Source organism: Mycobacterium sp. M23085, from assembly GCF_045343915.1.
Lineage (GTDB): Bacteria > Actinomycetota > Actinomycetes > Mycobacteriales > Mycobacteriaceae > Mycobacterium.
On the sequence record NZ_CP174280.1, the window covers coordinates 742,496 to 766,545 of the forward strand.

Genomic DNA, 24,050 nt, shown 5'->3' on the forward strand with positions numbered 1-24,050 from the left:
TAACGGGGGCGCGGACACATCCGCGAAATCGTAGACAACGTGCGTTGTCAAAGTTATCGTGAGCCCAATCGGAGCAGGAGGCCGCGATGACTGGAACTGGCAACGCTTGCGGGACCGGATCGGCTGATCCGCTTGGACCAGATTCGCTGACCTGGAAGTACTTTGGCGATCTGCGCACCGGCATGATGGGCGTCTGGATCGGCGCGATTCAGAACATGTATCCCGAACTGGGCGCGGCCGTCGAGGAGCATTCGATCCTGCTGCGTGAACCGCTGCAGCGGGTGGCCCGGTCCGTCTACCCGATCATGGGCGTCGTCTACGACGGCGACCGCGCCCCGCAGACCGGCCGGCAGATCACCAACTACCACCACACCATCAAGGGCACCGACGCCGACGGGCGGCGCTACCACGCGCTCAACCCGGAGACCTTCTACTGGGCACACGCCACGTTTTTCATGCTGATCGTCAAGGTGGCCGAATACTTCTGCGGCGGCCTGACCGAGGCCGAGAAGCGGCAGCTGTTCGCCGAGCACGTGCAGTGGTACCGGCTGTACGGCATCAGCATGCGGCCGGTGCCCGAATCGTGGGAGGAATTCCAGGAGTACTGGGAGCGCGTCGGCCGCGACACCCTGGAGATCAATCGCGCGACGCTGGACATCTTCCAGATACGCATCCCGAAGCCGAAATTCGTGCCGATGCCGACACCGGTCTGGGACCAGATCTTCAAGCCGCTGGTCGCCGGCCAGCGCTGGATCGCGGCGGGACTCTTCGAGCCTGCGGTGCGGGAGAAGGCCGGCCTGCATTGGACACCGGGTGACGAGGTGTTGCTGCGCTTGTTCGGCAAGATCGTGGAGTTGGCGTTTTTGGCGGTGCCCGACGAGATTCGGCTGCATCCCCGCGCGCTGGCCGCCTACCGCCGCGCGGAGGGACGGCTGCCCAGCGACGCGCCGCTGGTCGAGGCTCCGCCGTTCATGGCGCCGCCGCGCGACCGCCGCGGGCTGCCGATGCATTACTTTCCGCCGTCGGCCAAGTCGCCGCTGGATCCCGCGCTGCAGCCGGCCCGGGCGCTGATGGAACGCGCCGGATCCCTGATGCATTCGACACTGTCGCTGGCCGGCCTGCGCGCCGGGCGGGGCCGGCCGAGACGGCCGGTTAAGGCCGCGTAGGCAGGTCCAGCGCCCGCGCGCTCTGATACAGACAGATGGCTGCGGCCGAGGCCACGTTCAGGCTCTCCGCCCCGCCGGCCATCGGGATGCGCATCCGGTGGTCGGCAGCCGCCGCGATTTCGCTTGGCAGACCGTGTGATTCGGGCCCGAACAGCCACGCCGTCGGTTTGCGGAGCAGGCCGGCGGCGTCGTCGAGCCGGGTCTCACCGTCCACGGTGGTGGCGAGCAGCTGCAGGCCCGCGGCACGCAGCGCCCCGACGGCGGCGAGCGTGTCGGGCGCGACGACGACCGGGACCGAGAAGATGCTGCCGGCCGACGCGCGCAGGCACTTGCCGTTGTAGGGGTCGACGCTGTGGCCGGCCAAGACCACGCCGGCCGCGCCCATCGCGTCGGCCAGGCGGATGAGGGTGCCCGCGTTGCCCGGCTCGCTGATCTCGACGGCGACCGCGACCAGCGCCGGCGAGCCGGCCAGCACGTCGGACAGGCGGGTCTCCGGCGTTTCGCAGACGGCGACCAGCCCGGCCGGGGTGACGGTGTCGGACAGCGCTTTCGCCGCGCGCTCGGTGACCGGGTGGACCGGGCACCGCGCGGCATCCAACTCCGCCAGCAGCGACGCATGACGCTGCTGGGCGACTTCGGTGACGAAGACGTCGCGGACCAGCCCACGCCGGGCGGCCGCCTCCACCAGATTGGGGCCTTCGGCGAGGAACCGGCCCGCCCGTCGGCGGCCGACGTGGCGGTGCAGCTTGACCGCCGCGGCCACCCTGGCCGAACGTTCGGTCAGCACCTGGGCGGTCCGCACCCTCTCTGGTTAGGCCGCTTCTCCCGAATCCGAGGGGGCGTTGATGTCGTCGGGCAGCGCCGCCCGCGCGACGTCGACCAGCGCCGTGAACGCGGCCGGATCGGCAATCGCGATGTCGGACAGGTTCTTACGGTCCACTTCCACACCGGCGGCCTTGAGGCCCTGGATCAGCCGGTTGTAGGTGATGTCGTTGGCGCGCGCCGCCGCGTTGATCCGCGAGATCCACAGTTTGCGGAACTCGCCCTTGCGCGCACGACGGTCGCGGTAGGCGTAGTTCAGTGAATGGAGTTGCTGCTCTTTGGCCTTGCGGTAGAGCCGGGATCGCTGGCCGCGATAGCCCTTCGAGGCCTTGAGGATGCTTCGCCTCTTCTTGTGGGCGTTGACCGCCCGCTTCACGCGTGCCATTGGATCTTCCTACTCTCGCTCAAAATTAGTTGGTCGGGTCGCCGTGCCAGCTCGCGGTGCGGGTCTGGCCGGCGCGATGGTCAGCCGTTCAGCAGGCTGTTAACACGTTTGGTGTCGTTGGCCGACACCGTGGTTCGGCCCTCGAGGCGGCGGGTGCGCTTCGAAGGCTTGTGCTCGAGCAGATGCCGGCGGTTGGTCTGCTCGCGAACGATCTTGCCGGTTCCGGTGCGCCGGAACCGCTTTGACGCCCCGCTGTGGGTCTTGGCTTTGGGCATGTTTCCTCTGTTCTATGAAGCGCCCGAGCGCTGGGTGCTCGAGCTCTCGGGAGTCTCCCGTTGGGTCAGTTCGACGAAGGTTCGGCTTCGGCGGCCGCATCGGACTCCGGCGCCGTGCCGCCCCCGGGTCCTTCCGGATGCCGCGCCTTGGCGCGGGTCTTCGCCCCGCGATGCGGTGCCAGCACCATCGTCATGTTGCGGCCGTCCTGCTTGGCGGACGTTTCGACGAAGCCGTATTCGGCGACGTCCGCACCCAGGCGCTGGAGCAACCGATAGCCCAGTTCGGGCCGCGACTGCTCGCGTCCGCGGAACATGATGGTGACCTTCACCTTCGATCCCGCTTCCAGGAAGCGGATGACGTGACCCTTCTTGGTCTCGTAGTCGTGATCGTCGATTTTCGGTCGCAGCTTTTGTTCTTTGACGACGGTCTGCTGCTGGTTCCGGCGGGATTCGCGCGCCTTTTGCGCCGCCTCGTATTTGAACTTGCCGTAGTCCATGATCTTGCAGACCGGTGGCCTGGCGTTCGGGGCAACTTCGACAAGGTCGAGATCGGCGTCCGCAGCGACGCGCAGTGCGTCTTCGATGCGCACTATGCCTACCTGCTCCCCCCCTGGGCCGATCAATCGGACTTCAGGTACGCGGATGCGCTCGTTGACGCGGGTCTCAGTGCTGATGGGGCCTCCCTTGTTGGGCTTCTATATGTTGTGCGTGACGACCGGTGGTCCGGGTCGGTCTGGGAAGCAGCGGCGGAGACACCACACCACTAGCAAAAAAGCCCTGCACCAGCAGGGCCCATGCCGACCGATCACGGCTTGAGACGACTCGAGCCGCCCGCGTTGTACGCGGAACAGGCATCCGTGATGCCTGTGACCGGACCGCCGAACCTTGGAAGATCCGCTCGGGATTTCGTCGGCTCGCGGTGGGAGTGGGACTCCACTTAACTGTTCCTGGCGTTCGCCGGGATGGTCGCAGGCGCCAGTTTAGCAGCCCTGAGGTGGCTTTTAGCACTTCGGCCGGACGACCGCGCCGCAACGGGCCATAACGCGGCCCGGAAAACACGTGCGAACTCGCATTCGCCACACTTAGCGCTTAGACAAGCTTTTCATGGATTGAGGGCATATCCTCGCGGTCTGTGACACTCGCATCTCCTCGTTCGGGACCGCGTTTAGGGCCCAGCGGCCGGTCGAACTCGCGGTATCGGTGGGTGCCGGCGGCGGCCGGGTGGAGCGTGGGCGTCATCGCCACCGTGTCACTGCTGGCGAGCGTGTCCCCGCTGATCAGATATTTCATCAAGGTCCCGCGCGAGTTCATCAACAGCTACCTGTTCAATTTCCCCGACACCAGCATCGCATGGTCGTTCATCCTGGCCCTGCTGGCCGCGGCGCTGACCGCGCGCAAGCGCATCGCCTGGCTACTGCTGCTGGGCAACACGATCCTTTTCGCCGCCTTGAACGCCGCCGATATCGCGGCGGGCGACAACACCGCCGCCGAGACCTTCGGCGAGAACCTCGGGCTGGCCTTGCATGTCGTCGTGATAGTGCTGCTGGTGCTGGCCTACCGGGAGTTCTGGGCAAAGGTCCGCAGGGGCGCACTGGTCAAGGCGGCCGCGGTACTGGTCGCCGGCGACGTGGTGGGGATCCTGGTGTCCTGGGGCCTGGTCGAGTTGTTCCCGGGAACGCTCGCCCGCCAGGACCGGCTGCCGTACGTGGCCAACCGGGTGGTGGGGTTCGCGCTCGCGGACCCGGACCTGTTCACCGGCCGGCCGCACGTATTCCTCAACGCGATCTTCGGGTTGTTCGGCGCCCTGGCGCTGATCCTGGCGACGATCGTGCTCTTCCAATCCCAGCGCGCGGAGAACGCGCTGACCGGTGAGGACGAATCGGCCATCCGCGGGCTACTCGAGCTGTACGGCAAGAACGACTCGCTGGGCTACTTCGCCACCCGCCGCGACAAGTCCGTCGTCTTTGCCCAGAGCGGGCGTGCCGCCATCACCTATCGCGTCGAGATCGGCGTGTGCCTGGCCAGCGGCGACCCGATCGGCGATCCCAGGGCCTGGCCGCAGGCCATCGACGCCTGGCTGGCCCTGTGCCAGACCTACGGCTGGGCACCCGGTGTGATGGGCGCCAGCAGCCAGGGCGCGCGGGCATACCGGGAACGCGGTCTGAACGCGCTCGAGCTCGGCGACGAGGCCATCCTGCGGACTTCCGATTTCAAGCTGTCCGGCCCCGACATGCGCGGGGTCCGTCAGGCCGTGACCCGGGCCCGCCGGGCGGGGCTGACCGTGCGGATCCGCCGGCACCGCGACATCCCCGCCGACGAGATGGCCGACACCATCGCCCGCGCCGACGCCTGGCGGGACACCCAGACCGAGCGCGGCTTCTCCATGGCGCTGGGCCGGCTCGGCGACCCCGCCGACGGCGACTGCCTGCTGGTCGAAGCGCTGGACCGGGACGGCAGCGTGGTGGCGATGCTGTCGCTGGTTCCGTGGGGCACGACCGGCGTCTCCCTGGACTTGATGCGCCGTTCGCCGCAGTCCCCCAACGGCACCATCGAGCTGATGGTCAGCGACCTGGCGCTCACCGCCGAAGCCCTTGGCATCACCCGCATTTCACTGAACTTCGCGATGTTCCGCTCGGCGTTCGAACAGGGCGCCCAGCTCGGCGCCGGTCCCGTCGCCCGGCTGTGGCGAGGGTTGTTGCTGTTCTTCTCGCGGTGGTGGCAGCTAGAGACGTTGTACCGCTCGAACATGAAGTACCAGCCAGAGTGGGTGCCGCGGTACGCCTGCTACGAGGACGCCCGCCTGATTCCGCGGGTCGGCGTCGCCTCGGCCCTCGCCGAGGGGTTCCTGGTGTTGCCGTTCGGCAGGCGCAAGACGCACACCGGCCACTACCCCGCCGTCCCGCCGCGACTGGCCGAATCCGGACTGCTGCACCACGACGGCAGCGCCCCGGACGTCAGCGAGCTGCGGGAACGCCGTGACACCGCCGACGAGGAGGAGTCCAGGTCGCGCCTGCCCGAACAGGTTCGGGTGCGACTGGCCAAGCTGAAGACATTGCAGGGCAACGGCGTCGACGCCTATCCGGTGGGATCTCCGCCCAGCCACACCGTCGCGACGGCGCTGGACGCGGACGACCGGGACGACATCACCGTCGCGGGCAGGGTGCTGCGGATTCGTGACTATGGCGGGGTGCTGTTCGCCCAGCTGCGCGACTGGTCGGGGGAAATGCAACTGCTGCTGGACAATTCGCAGCTGCAACGGGGACGGACCGCCGACTTCACCGCGGCCATTGACCTGGGCGATCTGGTCGAAGTGTCCGGGCACATGGGCTTTTCCAAGAAGGGCACCCGTTCGCTGATCGTCGCGGACTGGCGGATGATCGGTAAGTGCCTGCGGCCGTTGCCGAACAAGTGGAAGGGGCTGACCGACCCGGAGGCGCGGGTGCGGACCCGCTATGTCGACCTGGCCATCAATCCCGAGTCGCGTGAGTTGGTCAAGGCGCGCAGCGAGGTGTTGCGCTCGGTCAGGCAGACGCTGTTCGCCAAGGACTTCATCGAGGTCGAGACCCCGATCCTGCAGCAGATCCACGGCGGCGCCACCGCTCGGCCGTTCGTCACGCACATCAACACCTACGACCTGGACCTGTTTTTGCGCATCGCGCCGGAGCTCTACCTCAAGCGGCTGTGCGTCGGCGGCGTGGAGCGCGTCTTCGAACTGGGCCGGGCCTTCCGCAACGAGGGCGTCGACTTCAGCCACAACCCGGAATTCACCCTGCTGGAGGCCTACCAGGCGCACGCCGACTACAAGGTATGGATCGACGGGTGCCGCGAGCTCATCCAGAACGCCGCCCAGGCCGCGCACGGCGAGCAGATCGTGCTGCGGCCCGGGGCCGACGGCCGGCTGGAACCCGTCGACATCTCCGGGGTGTGGGCGGTCAAGACCGTCCACGACGCGGTGTCCGAGGCGCTCGGCGAGCACATCGACCCCGCCACGCCGCTGTCCACCCTGCGCAAGCTGTCCGACGCCGCCCGCATCCCCTACCGGGCGCACTGGGATGCCGGTGCGGTGGTGCTCGAGCTGTACGAGCACCTGGTCGAAGATCGGACCGAGGAGCCGACGTTCTACATCGACTTCCCGACCTCGGTGTCGCCGCTCACCCGGCCGCACCGCACCAAACCGGGCGTCGCCGAGCGGTGGGACCTGGTGGCGTGGGGTGTCGAGCTGGCCACCGCCTACAGCGAACTGACCGATCCGGTCGAGCAGCGCCGCCGCCTGCAGGAGCAGTCGCTGTTAGCTGCCGGCGGGGACCCCGAGGCGATGGAGCTCGACGAAGACTTCCTGCAGGCGATGGAATACGCGATGCCGCCCACCGGCGGGCTGGGCATGGGCATCGATCGGCTCGTCATGCTCATAACCGGCCGCAGCATCCGTGAGACATTGCCATTTCCGCTGGCCAAACCGCATTAGCGGGGTCCCCGACGAACCGGAGACCCGGGAGCGAACATTCGGTGAATATGTTCCAGCCCTGTTACCAACAGATCACAATGAGTCACGTGACAGCCCCGATGGACAGCGCCGACGCGCAGTTCCTGGCAAGTAGCCACACCTCGCTGATGCACGGCTGGGTGCCGACGACGATCCAGGTGCTCGCCGCGGTGGTGCTGGCGTTGGCGGTCGGCTGGCGGTCGCGCCGCTGGCGCACGGTGTGGTTGCCGGCGGCCGCGCTGGCCGGCGGCGTCGTCGCCTACCTGACGCATTGGTACATCGTCGACCGCGGGCTCTCCGACGACCCCGCCCCGGCGGCGCTGTGGTTGTGGATCACCCTGACCGGCATGGCGGCAGCGGTGCTGATCCTGGGCTGGCGCACCGCGCGCCGCTGGCGGCGTGGCGCCGCGGCGCTGGCCGTGCCGCTGTGCCTGCTCAGCACGGCGTTGGTGCTCAACCTCTGGGTGGGCTACTTCCCCACCGTGCAGTCGGCGTGGAGCCAGCTGACGTCGGGCCCGCTGCCCGATCAGACCGACCAGGCCACCGTTACCGCAATGGCCGCCAGCCGAACCCGGCCACCGCACGGCACCGTCGTCCCGGTGGCAATTCCGTCGGACGGATCGCACTTCAAACATCGCGGCGAGCTGGTCTACCTGCCGCCCCAATGGTTCACCACCACCCCGCCTCCGGCGCTGCCGACCGTGATGATGATCGGTGGGCAGTTCAACACGCCGGCCGACTGGACACGGGCGGGCAACGCGGTCAAGACGATCGACGACTTCGCGGCCGTGCATGACGGCAAAGCGCCGGTGCTGGTGTTCGTGGACTCCGGCGGCGCGTTCAACAACGACACCGAATGCGTCAACGGGGTTCGGGGCAACGCGGCCGACCACCTGACCAAAGATGTTGTGCGGTTTATGGTTTCAACTTTCGGGGTCAGCGCGCACCGGGCCAACTGGGGCGTCGCCGGCTGGTCCATGGGCGGAACATGCGCCGTGGATCTGACCGTCATGCACCCCGACCTGTTCAGTGCGTTCGTCGACGTCGCCGGCGATTTCTTCCCGAACGCCGGCACCAAGGCGCAAACCATCGCCCGGCTGTTCGGCGGAGACGCCGCCGCCTGGGCGGCGTTCGATCCGACCACGGTGATCAACCGGCACGGTCCGTACCGCGACGTGGCCGGCTGGTTCGCGATTTCGTCGGACGGCCCACCGGCACCGCGCCGTGACCTCCAGCTGACCGACAGCGGCGCCATCCGCCTCGCCGCACGCGACGCGGCTGCCAATCCCGGCAATCAGACCGCCGCGGCCTATTCGCTGTGCGCGCTGGGCCGGTTTAACGGAATCGACTGCGCGGTGGTGCCGCAGCCCGGCAAGCACGACTGGCCATTCGCCGACCGCGCGTTCGCGGCCTCGCTGCCCTGGCTCGCCGGGCAACTGGGCACTCCGGGCATTCCGCGGACGTCGTTGCCGGCCGCGTCGGCGCCCACCGCCGGCACCCCGGTGGTCGTCCCGGCCGAGCGTTCCAACCCCGCCAGGCGATAGCGCGCCGGCATCCGCCGCGGCCCGCGCTGATCGGCTTGCGGGTTCCGCCATCGCGCTGCTCAGGACGGCGTGGCGCCGATCCGGACCGGGACCGAGCCCGCGGCCAGCAGCCGCTGAGCCTGCTCGGCGGGGATGGGTTGGCAGAACAGGAATCCTTGTGCGCGCGAACATCCCTCGTCGAGCAGCACCCGCGCCGCGCATTCGGACTCGACGCCTTCGGCGACCACGTCGAGGCCGAGCGCCTGGGCCAGTCCGACGATGGCCCGCACGATGGCGCGGTCGTCGGCGGAAGTGGCCAGATCCAGGACGAACCCGCGGTCGATTTTCAGGGTTCCGACCGGCAGGGTCCGCAGCAGACCCATCCCGCTGAACCCGGTGCCGAAATCGTCGATGGCGATGTTGATCCCGAGCTCGGTCAGCCCCAACAACGTGCTGCGAGTGTTCACCAGGTCCTGGATGAGCAAACTCTCGGTGACTTCCAGCCCGATCGACGAGCCGTCGAGCCCGAACTTTTCCAGCGTCCGCGCGACCGTGTTGACCAGGTCGTGCGCGACGAGCTGGGCCGGCGATACGTTGACGCGCAGCATGATGTCGCGCCCCAGGCCCTGCGCCCGCCACTGCGCCAGATGAGCACACGCCGCATTCAGCATCCAGTTGCCGAGTTCGGCCGCGAGATTGATGGATTCGGCCACCGGCACGAATTCGTCCGGATGCAGCAGGCCCCGAGTGGGATGCTGCCAGCGCACCAGTGCCTCGACCGCCAAGATCTTGCCCGTCGGCATGTCGACCTCGGGCAGGTATGCGACGGTGAGCGCGTCCGATTCGATACCCGCCTGCAGGTGCAGCTCGATGTCGTTGCGCAGTTCGCGCCGGGTGAGCATCTCGGCGGAGAACACGCCGATACTGTCGCCCCCACTTCCCTTGGCGGCGATCAACGCCTCATCCGCGCGCCGCAGCAGATCCAGGCTCGAGTCCGTGCCGGGGACGCCGGTCGCGACGCCGACGCTCACGGTGCGGTTGAGGACCACACCGTCGATGGTCACGTGGTCCTTCACCTGGGCCCGCAACGTCTCGGCGAGCCGTTGCGCGGCCCCGAGGTCCATGGCGGCTGCGGGAACGACGACGAACTTGTCGCCGCCGAGCCGGGCGATCATGCCTTTGCTCTGCATGGCTTCGGTAGTCCGGGCGGCGAAGTCGCAGATGAACTGGTCACCGGCGGCATGGCCGAGGTAATCGTTGATCGCCTTGAGCCGGTCGAGATTGAAGACCAGCACCGCGACCGGGCCCGGTTGCCCGTCGGCGACGCGGGAGTCCAGATGCGCCAACAGGGTTCGACGGTTGGGCAGTGCCGTCAGATCATCGTGCTCGGCCTGGTAATGCAGCCGGTCCTCCACGATCAAACGGGCCTGCACCTGGGCGAACATCGTGGCGACCACCGTGAGCGTGTTGAGCTCGTCCTGACTCCACGCGCGGTCGCCGAACTTCACGAAACCAAGCACTCCGGTGGTGACGTCACCGGACAACAGCGGCACCGACGACAGGGAAATCGCCGGAACGCCGCTCGCCTCGGAAATGGTGCGCTGGTAGTCCTCGTTCGCGGATTCGGGGCGCAGCACGATCGGTTCTTTGGCGTGTTCGCACATCGCGAAGATCGGGTCAGCGTCGGCGAAGTAGATCGTATGCAGCGGGTCGGGGTCCGGGATGTCGGGCCGCGGTGGCCATTCGGCCACCAGGACCGTGGCGTGGATGTTGTGGTCGTTGTAGCGCAGAAAGCTGACGTCCACGTCCAGGATCGCCACCAGCTCGGCGAGTATCTCCGTGCTGATGTCTGCCGCGGTGGCGGCGGTTGCGCCCATCAGCTTGGTTGCCACGGACGTGACGATGTTGGCCAGAGTCTTTGGCGCAGCGTTACTTTTCACGTCCGGGCTACCTCTGCGCACACAGACTCGCGCTGAGTGAACGGCGTCGCGCCGGCACCGACGGCGGCGGACCGGACACGAGCCGCAGCACCAGGATCTCGTGTTCGCCGGCGTTGAGTCCGGTGCAGGCCCGGAAGTCCTGTTGCAGCCTCTTCAGCGCCTCGGCGTACGCGGGCGACAGGGTCTGGAAGTCGTTGTCGTCATGCGCGTACAGGAACACCGGCGACACCGGATGCACGCCGAACCCGCTGCGTTCGGCCGCAATCCACAAGGCCTCCAGCGCCGCGCCCCCGCGGGCGTAATCGGTGAGCGCCGAATCCGTCACCGCGACCACCGCCACGGCGGCGCTGGCCGCGACTCGTTGGCGGGTGACGTCACCCAGCACCCCACCGGCATCCCAGCGCGCCAGTTCGACCATGACATCGGGACGCCGGACCAGTTCCAGCGCCGCCAACTCACCGGCATCCAGTTCCAGGGCACGGACATCGATTCCTGTCTCCGGTGACGGGTCAGCCGGAAAACGCAGCTCCGACACCATTTCCGCGTGCAAGCGAGGGGTGAGATAACGGATGCGGTCGGCTTCGGCCAGTATGCCCGAGACGGCGATGATTTGGTCGCGATCGGTGATCAACCGCAGCCGTGCACCCTCACCGGCCGTGACGGCCGCCAAATGTTCGGCGGTGGCCGGTGGAACCGCTACCGCACGACCCGGGTGACGATTGGTTTGCCGGGCCAGCACCGCCCGGTACAGCTGCGCCAGTTCGGGGTCATCACCCTCGCCCCAGCGCATCTCACCGTGAAGCGCGGTCTGCGGGTGGTCATCCCGGAAGGTGACGGGGCCCAGCGCGCCGTGTGCGGCCGCCGCGACGCGCGCGTTGAACATGGCCGCGCCGAGTGCGACCGCGCTGGCCCGGAATTCGACGTCCATGGTGGCGGAGTCCTCGGCGGCCAGCAGCAGCTGGATCGAGGTGTCGTCCATGGCGATCCGCCAAGGCTGTGCGTTGCCGCCGGAAGGTGCGCGGATGGCCGCACCCGCAACGATTTCGGCGATCCGGGCTTTGGTTGCGTCCGCGCCGGCGGCTCCTGTCACGTCATCGGTCGGTAGGGGCAGCGGGACGTCCTGCGTGCCGGGCTGGACGAGGCCGTCGAGAGCGCCCGCGATGTCGACCTGCACCCGACCGGATTCCAGCGGCTCGCCCAGCCCGATCCGGCGCACCGCTTCGGCCACCGCGGCGGCTCCCACCCAGATGTCGCCGGCCAGTTGTGGCCACCCGCCCAACGTCTGACCGACCTCGACCAGGGAGGCCGCCCCGCGGGCGGACAGTTGCCGAGCGTCCAACAGGCGCAACAGGTATGGCAGCTTGTCCCGGGTCGACAATCCGCTCAGCGCCGTCGTGTCCATGTCCCCCAGCAGCCCGTGCATCACCTCGGGTTGCGGCCGCAGGTCGAAGCGCTCGACATCGATAAGACCCCGATCGCTGGTGGCCATGAGTACGGGGATGCCACGGTCGCGGGCCGCCTCGCGCAGCAAGAGCTTGATGTCCAGCGAATCGGCTTGGTCGATCACCACATCCAAGCCGTCCAGGAACGAATCGACGAAATCGGCGGTCACCTCGGAGGTGAACACCTCCAGGCTCAGATATGGATCGAGTTCCGCGATTCGCCGGGCGGCGACCGTGGCCTTGTTGAGGCCGATATCGAGCACCGTCGCGGGAACGCGATTGAGGTTGGACAGATCCAGAGTGTCACCATCGGCCAACCGCAATGTGCCGCATAGTCCTTGCGCCGCCAGGCAGTAGGCGATCGCGTGACCGGAGCTCAGCCCCACGATGCCGATGCGCAGCCGTTGCAGCCGCTCCTGCTCGGCGGAGGTGATCAGGTGCCGGTTGCGGTCCAGCCGGCCGGCAGCGAACGCACGCGGGCCGGCGATTCGCACAACGGCTTTGCGCCACGGGTAGTACGCCCACCGCCCACCGTCATCAGGGTCCGCCGAATCGCGGTCCAACCGGTCGATGAAGTCGACATCCGGGGTAGCTCTGAGCCGTTCCAATATGTCGCGGTCCGCGGCGATATGGTCATCGAGAACCACCGCGCCGCCGGCCTCGTGGCGCTCATAGCTGTAGCCCATCCAACTCCCAACGGCGTAGACCCCCGTTCACCTACGCCGAGATGCGGCTGAGGATTTCGGCGTTCTCGGCGCACATCAGCTTAAATTGTGCCGGCTCGGCATGTGTGGCAATGGTGCGACGATCCCACCACATCACCTTGGTGCGGTAGTCGTCGTTGGGATAGGCCGCCGCGGGGACGCGGTTGGCCACGACGCCTCCGGAGGACTGCCACTGCTCCAGCACGTGCGCCGCCGCGGTCGCCATCACGAACTGAACGCCCAGCAGCGTCATCATCGGAAGCGCAGTTCGGGCCAGCACGGTGGAGAGCGCGCGATTGCCATATTCGCGGGAATTGGTCCACGCGCTTTTCACCTCCACGACGCCGAACGGAAGCCGGTTGGAAATCATCTGGCGCAGCAACGGAAGCCCGGGGTTGCCTTTCCATTCCTCGAGCGCGTGGGAGTCCTCCGGCGAGCGCAAGGGCCCGACGACACGCGTCCCTCCGACCACCCGCCCCTGCGGGTCGAGTGCGGCGAAAAACAGGGACGTGTCGGCGCCGTCCTGGATCTGGTCGAAATCGAGCACCCAATCCAGCCCGTGCCGCCGATAGCTGTTCAGCGCGCCTTCCAGGTACTGATTCCACAGATCAGGCTCGGCGGCCGGCGTGGACGCGGTGACCCAGCACCCCGTCGCGTGATCGCGCCAGCCAAACCCCGAATCCGACCACGGTCCGTCAAACTCGAGCCGGGTGAGTTCCGCCGCTTCCATACGTGACCTCCGCTTATTCTCTGTTACCAACGAGTATTTTTTTGAACGCGTCCCGACATCGAAGGGCTATTCGATTCGCAACAAATTGACCAAAGGGATTGTGACATAAAAGGACAAATTCGACCGCTGCGCGAGGGCAATTGATTGCGGGAGCAGTCTTGTCTCGCATTTGTTTTGGCGGCCGTCGGGCGCCATGGTGCCGCGGGATCGATAATTACGCTGCTGTAGTCAAAACGACGTCGCGGCGTTCGGCCAAGACCAGATTGGGTCGCGGTACGCGAGGGCCCAGGGCGGCGCCGAACTCGACGGGGGGTACCCGAAGGCCGGTCGGGGGTTGGCCCTGCTCAGGCAGTGACTTTGCGACGCCGGCTCGATCGTGGCGGAGCACTGGAAGCCGCCGGGGTACGGCCGATCACCTCGGCGAGGAACTTGCCGGTGTAGCTCTCCGGCACGGCGGCGACGTCCTCCGGAGTGCCTTCCGCGACAACGGTTCCGCCCTCGGCACCGCCCTCGGGCCCCATGTCGACAATCCAGTCCGAGGTCTTGATCACGTCCAGGTTGTGTTCGATGACGATGACCGTATTGCCTTTATCGACAAGGCCGTTGATGACCTTCAGCAGCTTGCGGATGTCGTCGAAGTGCAGCCCCGTGGTGGGCTCGTCGAGGATGTACACGGTGCGCCCGGTCGACCGCTTCTGCAGTTCCGCAGCCAGTTTGACGCGCTGCGCCTCACCGCCGGACAGCGTCGGTGCGGGTTGACCGAGCCGCACGTAGCCCAGCCCCACGTCGACCAGGGTGCGCAGGTAGCGGTGGATTCCGGTGATCGGCTCGAAGAACTCGGCCGCTTCCTCGATGGACATGTCCAGCACTTCGGAGATGGTCTTGCCCTTGTAGTGCACCTCCAGGGTTTCGCGGTTGTAGCGGGCGCCGTGGCAGACCTCGCACGGCACGTACACGTCGGGCAAGAAGTTCATCTCGATCTTGATGGTGCCGTCGCCGGTGCACGCCTCGCAGCGGCCACCCTTGACGTTGAACGAGAACCGACCCGGTTGGTAGCCACGAACTTTGGCTTCGGTGGTGGCGGCGAACAGCGTGCGGATCTTGTCGAACACGCCGGTGTAGGTGGCCGGGTTGGATCGCGGCGTGCGGCCGATGGGCGACTGGTCCACCCGCACCAGCTTGTCCAGGTGATCGAGCCCGGTGACCCGGGTATGACGGCCCGGAACCTGCCGGGCGCCGTTGAGCCGGTTGGCCAGCACCGCCGCCAGAATGTCGTTGACCAGCGTCGACTTGCCGGAACCGGAGACGCCGGTCACGGAGGTGAGCACGCCGAGCGGGAATGAGACGTCGATGCCGCGCAGGTTGTGTTCGCGCGCACCGACGACGGTGAGCTGGCGCTTGCGATCTATCGCGCGCCGCTTCGCCGGCATCTCGATGCGTTCCCTGCCCGACAGGTAGGCGCCGGTGATCGAACGCTCGTTCGCCAGCAGCTCGCGGTAGGTGCCGCTGTGCACGATCTCGCCGCCGTGCTCACCGGCGCGCGGACCGATGTCGACGATCCAGTCGGCGTGCGCGATGGTGTCCTCGTCATGCTCGACGACGATCAGCGTGTTACCCAAACCCCTTAGCCGCGTGAGGGTTTCGATGAGCCGGCGGTTGTCGCGCTGGTGCAGCCCGATGGACGGCTCGTCGAGCACGTAGAGCACTCCGACCAGACCGGACCCGATCTGGGTGGCCAGCCGGATGCGTTGCGCCTCACCGCCGGACAGCGTGGCCGCGGCGCGGGCCAGCGACAGGTATTCCAGCCCGACGTCGAGCAAAAAGCCCAGCCGTGACTGGATTTCCTTGAGCACTTGACCGGCGATTGCCTTCTCGCGATGGCCGAGGGTGAGCCCGTTCAGGAAGTCCGCGCAGTCCGAGATGGACAGTTCACAGACCTCGGCGATGGACTTCGCACCCCGGTCCCCCGCGGTCAGTGTGACGGCCAGAATCTCCGGCTTGAGCCGGGTGCCCTGACACTTCGGGCAGGGCACGTCCCGCATGAAGCCTTCGTAGCGTTCCTTCATCTGCTCGGACTCGGTCTGCGCCATCTTGCGCTGCAGGAAGGCCAGCACGCCTTCGAAATCGGCGTAGTAGGACCGGGTCCGGCCGTACCGGTTGCGGTACCGCACATGCACCTGGTGGTCAGAGCCCTCGAGAATCGCCTTGCGGGCCTTGGCCGGCAGTTTGCGCCACGGAGTGTTGACATCGAAGCCCAGCTCGTCGCCGAGCCCGGCCATCATCCGGGTGAAGTACTCGGCGGTATGCCCCGTCGACCACGGCGCCACCGCGCCCTCGGCAAGGGTGCGGTCGGGGTCCGGGATGACCAGGTCGGGGTCGACTTCCTTGCGGATGCCCAGGCCGCTGCACTCGGGGCAGGCGCCGTAGGGCGAGTTGAACGAGAAGGACCGCGGTTCCAGGTCGTCGACCGCCAGCGCGTGGCCGTTGGGACAGGCCAGCTTCTCGGAGAACCGCTGCTCGCGGTTGTGGGCGTCGTGCTCGTGGTCGACGAACTCGAGCACCACGATGCCGTCGGCGAGGTTCAGCGCGGTCTCCACCGAATCGGTGAGCCGCTGCTTGGCGGATGCTTTGACGGTCAGGCGGTCCACCACCACCTCGATGTCGTGCTTCTCCTGCTTCTTCAGCTTCGGCGGGTCGGTGAGCGGGTGCACCACGCCGTCGACCCGCACCCGGCTGTAGCCCTGGGCGTTGAGCTTCTCGAAGAGGTCGGCGAATTCGCCCTTGCGGGTGCGCACCACCGGCGCGAGCACCAGGAATCGGGTGCCCTCCGGCATCGCAAGCACCTGGTCCACGATCTGCTGCGGGGTCTGCCGGGCGATCCGCTCGCCACAGATCGGGCAGTGCGGCGTACCCGCCCGCGCGTAGAGCAGCCGCAGGTAGTCGTAGACCTCGGTGATGGTTCCGACGGTCGACCGCGGGTTGCGGTTGGTGGATTTCTGGTCGATGGACACCGCCGGGGACAGGCCCTCGATGAAGTCGACGTCCGGCTTGTCCATCTGCCCCAGGAACTGGCGGGCGTAGGCGGACAGGGACTCGACGTAGCGGCGCTGCCCCTCGGCGAAGATCGTGTCGAAGGCCAGCGACGACTTACCCGAACCCGACAACCCGGTGAAGACGATCATCGCGTCGCGGGGCAGGTCGAGGTCGACGCCGCGCAGGTTGTGCTCGCGGGCGCCCTTGACGATCAGACGGTCAGCCAACGCTGCCCCTCTCAGGAACTATCTGGCGACTTCTCTGTAGCCGCTTCTCGTAGCGGTGATGCGGAATCCGAACCGGAATTGCGCATGGCGCATTCCATGCTATGTGCCCATACCGACAAGCAACGTGCGACCAGTAACGTGGCCGTCAGCGACTGGCGCCGACGACGTGTTCCCGGCTCGGGCGGCGCCCCTGCGGGATCAAGGAGTGGTGCACATGACTGCAGTGGACGACAACTACACCGGACACGTCGATCCCGGTACCGCGGCCCGCCGGACCCTACCCGGCGCCACGATCCTAAAGGTTTCGGTCGGCCCTATGGACAACAACGCATATCTGGTCACTTGTTCCGCTACCGGCGAAACGTTGTTGATCGACGCCGCCAACGACGCGGACGTGCTGATCGACCTGATCCGGCAGAACGCGCCGAAGGTGTCGCTGATCGTGACCAGCCACCAGCACTTCGATCACTGGCAGGCGCTGGAGGCGGTGGCCGCCGCCACCGGGGCGCCGACCGCCGCCAACGAGATCGACGCCGACCCGCTGCCGGTCAAACCGGACCGTTTGCTGGCCAACGGTGACAGCGTGCAGGTCGGCGAGCTGACGTTCGACGTCATCCACCTGCGCGGGCACACCCCGGGATCGATCGCGCTGGCCCTGGACGGACCAGCGACCGGCGGGGTCACCCAGTTGTTCACCGGCGACTGCCTGTTCCCCGGCGGGGTCGGAAAGACCTGGCAACCGGGCGATTTCACCCAGCTGATCGACGACGTCTGCACCCGGGTGTTCGACGTGTATGACGACTCCACCGTCATCTACCCGGGCCACGGCGACGACACGGTGTTGGGCGCCGAGCGCCCCCACGTCAGCGAATGGCGCGAGCGGGGCTGGTAGCCGGGCGGTTCAGCCCGGCATTACGTCGTGGTGTGCACGATCAACACGTCGGTCTTGGCCCGACGCGAGACGTTGGCCGGCACCGACCCCAGCAACCGGCCGGCGATCGTGCTCAAACCGACGTTGCCGACCACGAGTAGATCCGCCTGCTCCTCCTCGGCGAGGTGCACCAGCGCGTCGACCGGCGCACCGACGATCGGTCGCTCGTCGATGTTCTTCGCCCCGGCGGCGTGGGCGCGGTCCTTGGCGTCGCGCAGAATCGCGTAAATGGGCGCGGTGCCAGAAACCTTGTAGCTCTCGTCCCGCAGGGCGTCGGCGGCCCGGGCGTCCTCATGTTGGGGCAGATACGCCGATGCCACAATCAGCTTGGCGTCCTCACCCGCGATTTGCGCGGCCTTTTCCACCGCCCGCAGCGACGAATCCGAGCCATCGGTTCCTACCACCACAGTCCGATAGGCGCCCATTTACCCTCCCAGTTCCGGTTGGTCAGCCAACCCAAGACAGTAGCGCGTTTGCTCGATGTGCAGGAGACAGATTAACCACACCGCGTGGCGTGGCGTGTCGCCAATTTGCGGCCTCTGGCTGCGGCAACGACCATTAATGGCAATGACGAAACAATCAAATACACGCGACCAACGTGGAACATATTGCATTACGCCGCTTTTCGGGAAAGTGGGCACTACAAGTGAATGCGCCGGACGGCGCTTATGACCCGTTTCCTCAGCGGCGCCTTACAGTAACAAGCATCATGTCCATGCCCACCCTCGAGCCCGCCCTCGAGCCGCGTGCCGGGGATGTCGACGCCGAGCCCACCTCAGGGGGTGCGCGCGGCAGGTTGCTCGATCCGTGGGCAATCGCCCTGCTCGCCACCGTGGTCAGCGCCGCCTGGGCCTGTCGGCCGTCGCTCTGGTTCGACGAGGGGGCGACGATATCGGCCTCGGCCAGCCGGACTTTGCCGGAGCTGTGGCGGCTGCTGGGTCACATCGACGCCGTTCACGGCGCCTACTACCTGCTCATGCACGGTTGGTTCGCGCTGTTCCCGCCCACCGAATTCTGGTCGCGGTTGCCCAGCTCCCTGGCGGTCGGAGCCGCCGCCGCCGGGGTCACGGTGTTCACCAGGCAGTTCTCGACGCGCCCCGCGGCGGTGTGCGCGGGCGCCATCTTCGCAATCCTGCCGCGCACGACGTGGGCGGGCATGGAAGCGCGTCCGTATGCCTTCGTGGCCGCCGCGGGCGTCTGGCTGACGGTGTTGTTCGTCGCCACCATCCGGCGCAACCGGCGGCGTGGGTGGGTCTGGTACGCGCTGGGATTGATGCTGTCCATCCTGCTCAACCTGAACCTGTTGCTGATGGTGCCGGTCTACGGCGCGATGCTGCCGATGCTCGCACCCAAAGGCTCCCGCAGACCTGCGGTGCTGGGGTGGGCCGCCGGCTCGGCCGGCGCGGTGGCGGCCATGACGCCGTTCATCGTGTTCGCGCACAACCAGGTATGGCAGGTCAACTGGATCTACCCGGTCAGCTGGCATTACGCGTTCGACATCATCCTGCGCCAGTATTTCGACCACAGCGCGGCCTTCGCGATCGCGAGCGCGGTCCTGATCGTCGCGGCGGTGGTGGCTCGGCTGGCCGGCGCGCCGGCCCCGGCCGGCGACCCGCGCCGGTTGGCGATCATCGCGGTCGTCTGGATGGTGATTCCCACCGCCCTGGTTGTCATCTATTCCGCCGTCAACGAGCCGATCTACTACCCGCGCTACCTGATCTTCACCGCCCCCGCGATGGCCGTCGTCCTTGCCGTCTGCATCGTCACCCTGGCCCGGCGGCCCTGGCCCATCGCCGCCGCGGTGCTGGTGTTCGCCGTCGCCGCGGTGCCGAATTACCTCTTCGTCCAACGCTGGCCGTATGCCAAAGAGGGGTGGGACTACAGCCAGGTCGCCGATCTGATCAGTACGCACGCCGCCCCGGGCGACTGTCTGCTGGTGGACAACACCGTGCCGTGGAAGCCAGGGCCGATCCGGGCGCTGCTGGCCACCCGGCCGGCGGCCTTCCGCTCGTTGATCGACGTCGAACGCGGCGCGTACGGCCCGAAGGTCGGATCGCTGTGGGACGGACACGTCGCCGTGTGGCTGACGACGGCCAAGATCAACAAATGCCCGGCGATCTGGACCATCACCAATAAGGACAATTCGCTGCCCGACCATCAATCCGGGCGCTCGCTACCGCCCGGAAGCGCTTTCGGGCGCGCCCCCGCGTATATATTCCCGGGCTACCTCGGCTTTCACATCGTCGAGCGGTGGCAGTTCCACTACTCGCAGGTGGTGAAGTCCACCCGGTGACGCCGGCGGTCGCCGGCCAGCGTGACCTGCCAGGAGCTGGTTAGCTTGTCCGCATGCAAATCCTGCTGGCCGCGCCGCCGCTGCTGGGCGGCGGCGTGCAGGGAGCCCGGCATGTCATCGAACTTCTCGTCGCGTTCGGGCTGACGGCGCTGGTCGGCCTGGAGCGAACGATCCAGGGGAAGAGCGCGGGCCTGCGGACCCAGACGATCGTGGGCACCTCGTCGGCGTTGATCATGCTGGTCAGCAAGTACGGCTTCAGCGACGTGCTGGCCGCCGTCCTCGAGGCCGACGAGGACAGCGACTGAGCTCACCCCCCACCGCCGACCGGCTGGGCTTGCCGGGTGGCGCGCGTCGCAGCGTACGACACCGCCACCCCGGCCGCGCGGCCTCGACTCACTCAGAGCAGTCCCGCAACCCGCTCGGCGCGGCGGCTCGCGCTGTAGGCGGCCTCGTAGCCGCAGTACATCCCGACGATGCTCACCGCGCTGAACGCGGTGAACAACCAGCGGGCCGCGAGGATGTCGTCACCCATGGCGGAGTTGACCACGACCCCCGCCAGCCCCGCACCGAACGCCGCGGAGACCAGCTGCACGGTGTTGATCGCCGCGGCCGCGGCGCCCCCCTCGACGGGATTGCGCACCGAGGCCATCGCCAGCACGGACAGGTGCGGCCACGCCATCCCGATGCCGATCCCGGCGACCAACAACGCCACCGACCAGAACGCGGGGGTCCACACCGACGATTCGGTGTGCCGCGCCGCAACCCCCAGCGCGAGCCCGAAGGCCACCACGATCGGGGCGCCGGCGATCACGCGCCTGATCGTCCGGGGGGCCGTCAACGACGCGCTGACGATCTCACTGACCGTCCAGCCAAGCGCCAACGCCGCGCCCAGGAAACCGGCCGCGATGGGGTTCAGGTGCGCCAACCGCTGCCCGAACAGCGGCACGTACGTGGTCACCATGGCGGCGGCCATCAGGATGCCCATCATCAGGTAGATCCATTTCAGCGGCCCCGGCCCGAACGCACTGGGCGGCAGCACGGCCGCCCGGTTGCGCGAGTCGACGCGCAGGAACAAACCGCCCAACACGACGCCGGCGGCCAACAGGCCGACGGTCGCAAAGCTGTTGCGCGGGATCTCGGCGACGCTGACCGCGAGCGCGGCGGCGCCGATCAACGCCAGCGACCACACCGGAACCCTGCTCTTCGCCGTCGCCGGATCCGGCTCGACCCGGCCGGCGTTCAACGCGACGGGGACCAGCACGGCCATCAGGGCGGTCAGGACCGCCATCATGACGAACGCCCACCGCCACGCGCCGAACTGCGCGAACAGCCCACCCGTCGCCGGACCGACCACCGTGGCGACGCCCCACATCGCCGAGACCAGCGCTGTGCCCCGCGTCCACAGGGAGACGGGAAGGGCGGCGTTGATGACCGCGTAACCCAGGCCCGCGAGCAGGCCGCCGGCCACCCCCTGCAGAGCGCGTCCCGCGATGAGCACCTCCATGCTCGGGGCGGCAGCGCACACCAAGCTGGCGACACCGAATACGGCCAGCCCCAGCAGGTACGACACGCGGGCGCCGATGCGTACCAGAACCGGATTGACCAGGGCCGCCGCCATGACCGACGCCACCAGGTAGAGCGTCGTCACCCAGGCGTACAACCGGTTTCCGCCGATCGCGGCGATGGTGTTGGGCAGCAGGCTGCTGGTCAGGAACTCGTTGGTGGCGTAGAGGGCTACGCCGCCGGCCAGCACGACCGAGGTGCGCAGGTACCGGCCGCCGAGCAGATCGCGCCAGCTTCCGGCGCCGCTGGGAGTGTCGGTCACCCCTCCACCGTATGGGGTTGGCGCGTATTCGCTACTGTCACTTCAGGTGTGCGGCGTCATTTCAGGCCGGCGGCGTCCATCCCACGCAGTTCCTTCTTCAGATCGGCGATCTCATCGCGGAACCGCGCCGCCAGCTCGAACTGCAAGTCACGAGCGGCGGCCATCATCTGGGCGGTGAGGTCCTTGATCAGGTCGGCCAGTTCGGCGCGCGGCATGCTGGCCGTATCGCGGCCTTCGAACACGCCCGCGCTGACCGCGCGACCCGGCTCGCCCTGTGCGCGCCGGCCGCGGGACGCATTGCGTCCCGACCCGCCGACTTCCACCGTCTCGGTGTCGTCCGCCTCGCGGTAGACCTGATCGAGGATGTCGGCGATCTTCTTGCGCAGCGGCTGCGGGTCGATGCCGTGCTCCTCGTTGTACGCGATCTGCTTGGCCCGGCGCCGTTCGGTCTCGTCGATGGCCTCTTTCATCGAATCGGTGATGGTGTCGGCGTACATGTGCACCTCGCCGGAGACGTTGCGGGCGGCGCGGCCGATGGTCTGAATCAGGCTGCGGGATGACCGCAGGAAGCCCTCTTTGTCGGCGTCCAGGATCGCCACGAGTGACACTTCCGGCAGGTCCAGGCCCTCGCGTAGCAGGTTGATGCCGACCAGCACGTCGTACTCGCCCAGCCGCAGCTGGCGCAGCAACTCCACCCGGCGCAGCGTGTCGACCTCCGAGTGCAGATAGCGCACCCGGATGCCCATCTCGAGCAGGTAGTCGGTGAGGTCCTCGGCCATCTTCTTGGTCAGCGTCGTGACCAGCACCCGCTGGTCGGCCTCGGTGCGCTTGCGGATCTCGCCGATCAGGTCGTCGATCTGTCCCTTGGTCGGCTTGACCACCACTTTCGGGTCCACCAGGCCGGTAGGGCGGATCACCTGCTCGACGAACTCGCCGCCGGACTGGCTGAGCTCGTACGGGCCGGGGGTGGCCGACAGGTAGACCGTCTGCCCGATCCGGTCGGCGAACTCCTCCCAGGTCAGCGGGCGGTTATCGCACGCCGACGGCAGCCGGAACCCGTATTCGACCAAGTTGCGTTTCCGGGACATGTCGCCCTCGTACATGCCGCCGATCTGCGGGACGGTCACGTGGGATTCGTCGATGACCAGCAGGAAGTCTTCCGGGAAGTAGTCCAGCAGGGTCGCCGGCGGCGAGCCCGGGCCGCGGCCGTCGATGTGGCGGGAGTAGTTCTCGATGCCCGAACAGAACCCGACCTGGCGCATCATTTCGATGTCGTAGTTGGTGCGCATCCGCAACCGCTGCGCCTCGAGCAGCTTGCCCTGGCCCTCCAGCTCGGCCAGCCGCTCGGCCAGCTCCGCTTCGATCGTCGAGATCGCGTGGGCCATCCGCTCCGGGCCGGCCACGTAGTGGGTGGCGGGAAAGATCCGCAGCGAGTCCACCTGGCGGATCACGTCACCCGTCAGCGGGTGCAGGTAGTACAGCGCCTCGACCTCGTCGCCGAAGAACTCGATGCGCACCGCCAGCTCCTCGTAGGAGGGGATGATTTCCACCGTGTCGCCGCGCACCCGGAACGAGCCGCGGGTGAACGACAGGTCGTTGCGGGTGTACTGGACGTCGACCAGCAGCCGCAGCAGCGCATCCCGCGGCACCTCGGCGCCCACCCGCACCTCGACCGAGCGGTCCAGGTAGGACTGCGGCGTTCCCAGGCCGTAGATGCAGGACACCGACGCCACCACCACCACGTCGCGGCGCGACAGCAGCGAGGACGTCGCGGAGTGCCGTAGCCGCTCCACGTCGTCGTTGATCGAGCTGTCCTTCTCGATGTAGGTGTCGGTCTGCGCGATGTACGCCTCGGGCTGGTAGTAGTCGTAGTACGAGACGAAGTATTCAACCGCGTTGTGCGGCAACATCTCTCGCAGCTCATTGGCAAGCTGGGCGGCCAGCGTCTTGTTGGGCGCCATCACCAGGGTGGGCCGCTGCAGCCGCTCGATGAGCCAGGCGGTGGTGGCCGACTTCCCGGTACCGGTGGCGCCCAGCAGCACGACGTCGCGCTCCCCCGCCCTGATCCGGCGTTCCAGCTCGTCGATGGCGGCCGGCTGGTCGCCGGCGGGATCGTGCGGGCTGACCACCCGGAAGTCGCCGCCGACGCGCACGACGTCGTCGACAGCGCGATACTCCGAATGCGCGACTACGGGATGTTCCGTGGCGAAGGCCATGCCACCAGGGTAGAACCGATCACCGACAAGTGCCGCGGGGCTGGTCCGCCCAGGT

General features: G+C 67.7%; 16 protein-coding genes and 1 pseudogene. 6 read left to right on the top strand and 11 right to left on the bottom strand.

Features of this window, described 5'->3' with window-relative positions; translation table 11 throughout:
* Positions 1–86: 86 nt before the first annotated feature.
* Positions 87–1,166 (top strand): oxygenase MpaB family protein, encoded by a 1,080-nt coding sequence (locus ACIUM1_RS03085; protein ID WP_406815830.1) that lies wholly within the window; start codon positions 87–89, stop codon positions 1,164–1,166.
* Here the strand turns inward: ACIUM1_RS03085 and ACIUM1_RS03090 are convergent.
* The 4 genes from ACIUM1_RS03090 to infC all read right to left on the bottom strand — a co-directional run bounded on the left by ACIUM1_RS03090 (position 1,153) and on the right by infC (position 3,322).
* Positions 1,153–1,953, bottom strand: a complete 801-nt coding sequence (locus ACIUM1_RS03090; RefSeq protein ID WP_406817506.1) for a TrmH family RNA methyltransferase — start codon at positions 1,951–1,953, stop codon at positions 1,153–1,155. The two genes, ACIUM1_RS03085 and ACIUM1_RS03090, sit on opposite strands and share 14 nt — an antisense overlap.
* 24 nt (positions 1,954–1,977) lie before the next feature.
* Positions 1,978–2,373, bottom strand: coding sequence for a 50S ribosomal protein L20 (gene rplT, locus ACIUM1_RS03095; protein ID WP_406815831.1), 396 nt, complete (start codon positions 2,371–2,373; stop codon positions 1,978–1,980).
* An 80-nt stretch (positions 2,374–2,453) separates the two neighbouring features.
* Complete coding sequence (rpmI, locus tag ACIUM1_RS03100; protein ID WP_406815832.1) at positions 2,454–2,648, bottom strand: 50S ribosomal protein L35; 195 nt, start codon at positions 2,646–2,648, stop codon at positions 2,454–2,456.
* Positions 2,649–2,713: 65 nt separating this feature from the next.
* A complete protein-coding gene (gene infC / locus ACIUM1_RS03105) occupies positions 2,714–3,322 on the bottom strand; it encodes a translation initiation factor IF-3 (RefSeq protein ID WP_406817507.1) in 609 nt (202 codons plus the stop codon).
* Between the two features lie 530 nt (positions 3,323–3,852).
* Between infC and lysX the strand changes: the two genes are divergently transcribed.
* Together lysX and ACIUM1_RS03115 are read left to right on the top strand one after the other, a co-directional pair.
* Positions 3,853–7,113 (top strand): bifunctional lysylphosphatidylglycerol synthetase/lysine--tRNA ligase LysX, encoded by a 3,261-nt coding sequence (gene lysX, locus ACIUM1_RS03110; RefSeq protein ID WP_406815833.1) that lies wholly within the window; start codon positions 3,853–3,855, stop codon positions 7,111–7,113.
* 77 nt (positions 7,114–7,190) lie between these two features.
* Positions 7,191–8,675: an alpha/beta hydrolase gene (locus ACIUM1_RS03115; protein WP_406815834.1), complete on the top strand. Its 1,485-nt coding sequence runs from the start codon at positions 7,191–7,193 to the stop codon at positions 8,673–8,675.
* 59 nt (positions 8,676–8,734) lie between these two features.
* Here the strand turns inward: ACIUM1_RS03115 and ACIUM1_RS03120 are convergent, their stop codons facing one another.
* From ACIUM1_RS03120 to uvrA, 4 genes are all read right to left on the bottom strand, one after another.
* Positions 8,735–10,594, bottom strand: coding sequence for a putative bifunctional diguanylate cyclase/phosphodiesterase (locus ACIUM1_RS03120; RefSeq protein ID WP_406815835.1), 1,860 nt, complete (start codon positions 10,592–10,594; stop codon positions 8,735–8,737).
* Between the two features lie 7 nt (positions 10,595–10,601).
* On the bottom strand, positions 10,602–12,722 hold the full coding sequence (locus ACIUM1_RS03125) for an Rv1355c family protein (RefSeq protein WP_406815836.1): 2,121 nt from the start codon (positions 12,720–12,722) through the stop codon (positions 10,602–10,604).
* Positions 12,723–12,753: 31 nt separating this feature from the next.
* Entirely contained in the window at positions 12,754–13,470 is a 717-nt protein-coding gene (locus ACIUM1_RS03130; RefSeq protein ID WP_406815837.1) for a hypothetical protein, read from the bottom strand.
* A gap of 344 nt (positions 13,471–13,814) precedes the next feature.
* The gene (gene uvrA, locus ACIUM1_RS03135; protein ID WP_406815838.1) at positions 13,815–16,730 is read right to left on the bottom strand and encodes an excinuclease ABC subunit UvrA; all 2,916 of its coding nucleotides are present in this window, start codon (positions 16,728–16,730) and stop codon (positions 13,815–13,817) included.
* A gap of 214 nt (positions 16,731–16,944) precedes the next feature.
* On the opposite strand from uvrA, the gene ACIUM1_RS03140 reads away from it, so the two are divergent.
* Positions 16,945–17,622, top strand: a complete 678-nt coding sequence (locus tag ACIUM1_RS03140; RefSeq protein WP_406815839.1) for an MBL fold metallo-hydrolase — start codon at positions 16,945–16,947, stop codon at positions 17,620–17,622.
* A gap of 20 nt (positions 17,623–17,642) precedes the next feature.
* Here ACIUM1_RS03140 and ACIUM1_RS03145 read toward each other — a convergent pair whose 3' ends face one another.
* On the bottom strand, positions 17,643–18,086 hold the full coding sequence (locus ACIUM1_RS03145) for a universal stress protein (protein ID WP_406815840.1): 444 nt from the start codon (positions 18,084–18,086) through the stop codon (positions 17,643–17,645).
* A 284-nt stretch (positions 18,087–18,370) separates the two neighbouring features.
* Here ACIUM1_RS03145 and ACIUM1_RS03150 point away from each other — a divergent pair, with 284 nt between their 5' ends.
* Together ACIUM1_RS03150 and ACIUM1_RS03155 are read left to right on the top strand one after the other, a co-directional pair.
* Positions 18,371–19,954 carry a hypothetical protein gene (locus ACIUM1_RS03150; RefSeq protein ID WP_406815841.1) on the top strand — a complete coding sequence of 528 codons (1,584 nt, stop codon included), beginning with the start codon at positions 18,371–18,373 and terminating at the stop codon, positions 19,952–19,954.
* Positions 19,955–20,007: 53 nt separating this feature from the next.
* Positions 20,008–20,229, top strand: a pseudogene (locus tag ACIUM1_RS03155) (MgtC/SapB family protein); the annotation flags it as partial.
* Between the two features lie 122 nt (positions 20,230–20,351).
* Here ACIUM1_RS03155 and ACIUM1_RS03160 read toward each other — a convergent pair.
* Positions 20,352–21,779, bottom strand: coding sequence for an MFS transporter (locus ACIUM1_RS03160; protein ID WP_406815842.1), 1,428 nt, complete (start codon positions 21,777–21,779; stop codon positions 20,352–20,354).
* Positions 21,780–21,835: 56 nt separating this feature from the next.
* The gene (gene uvrB, locus ACIUM1_RS03165) at positions 21,836–23,995 is read right to left on the bottom strand and encodes an excinuclease ABC subunit UvrB (protein ID WP_406815843.1); all 2,160 of its coding nucleotides are present in this window, start codon (positions 23,993–23,995) and stop codon (positions 21,836–21,838) included.
* Positions 23,996–24,050: the final 55 nt, after the last annotated feature.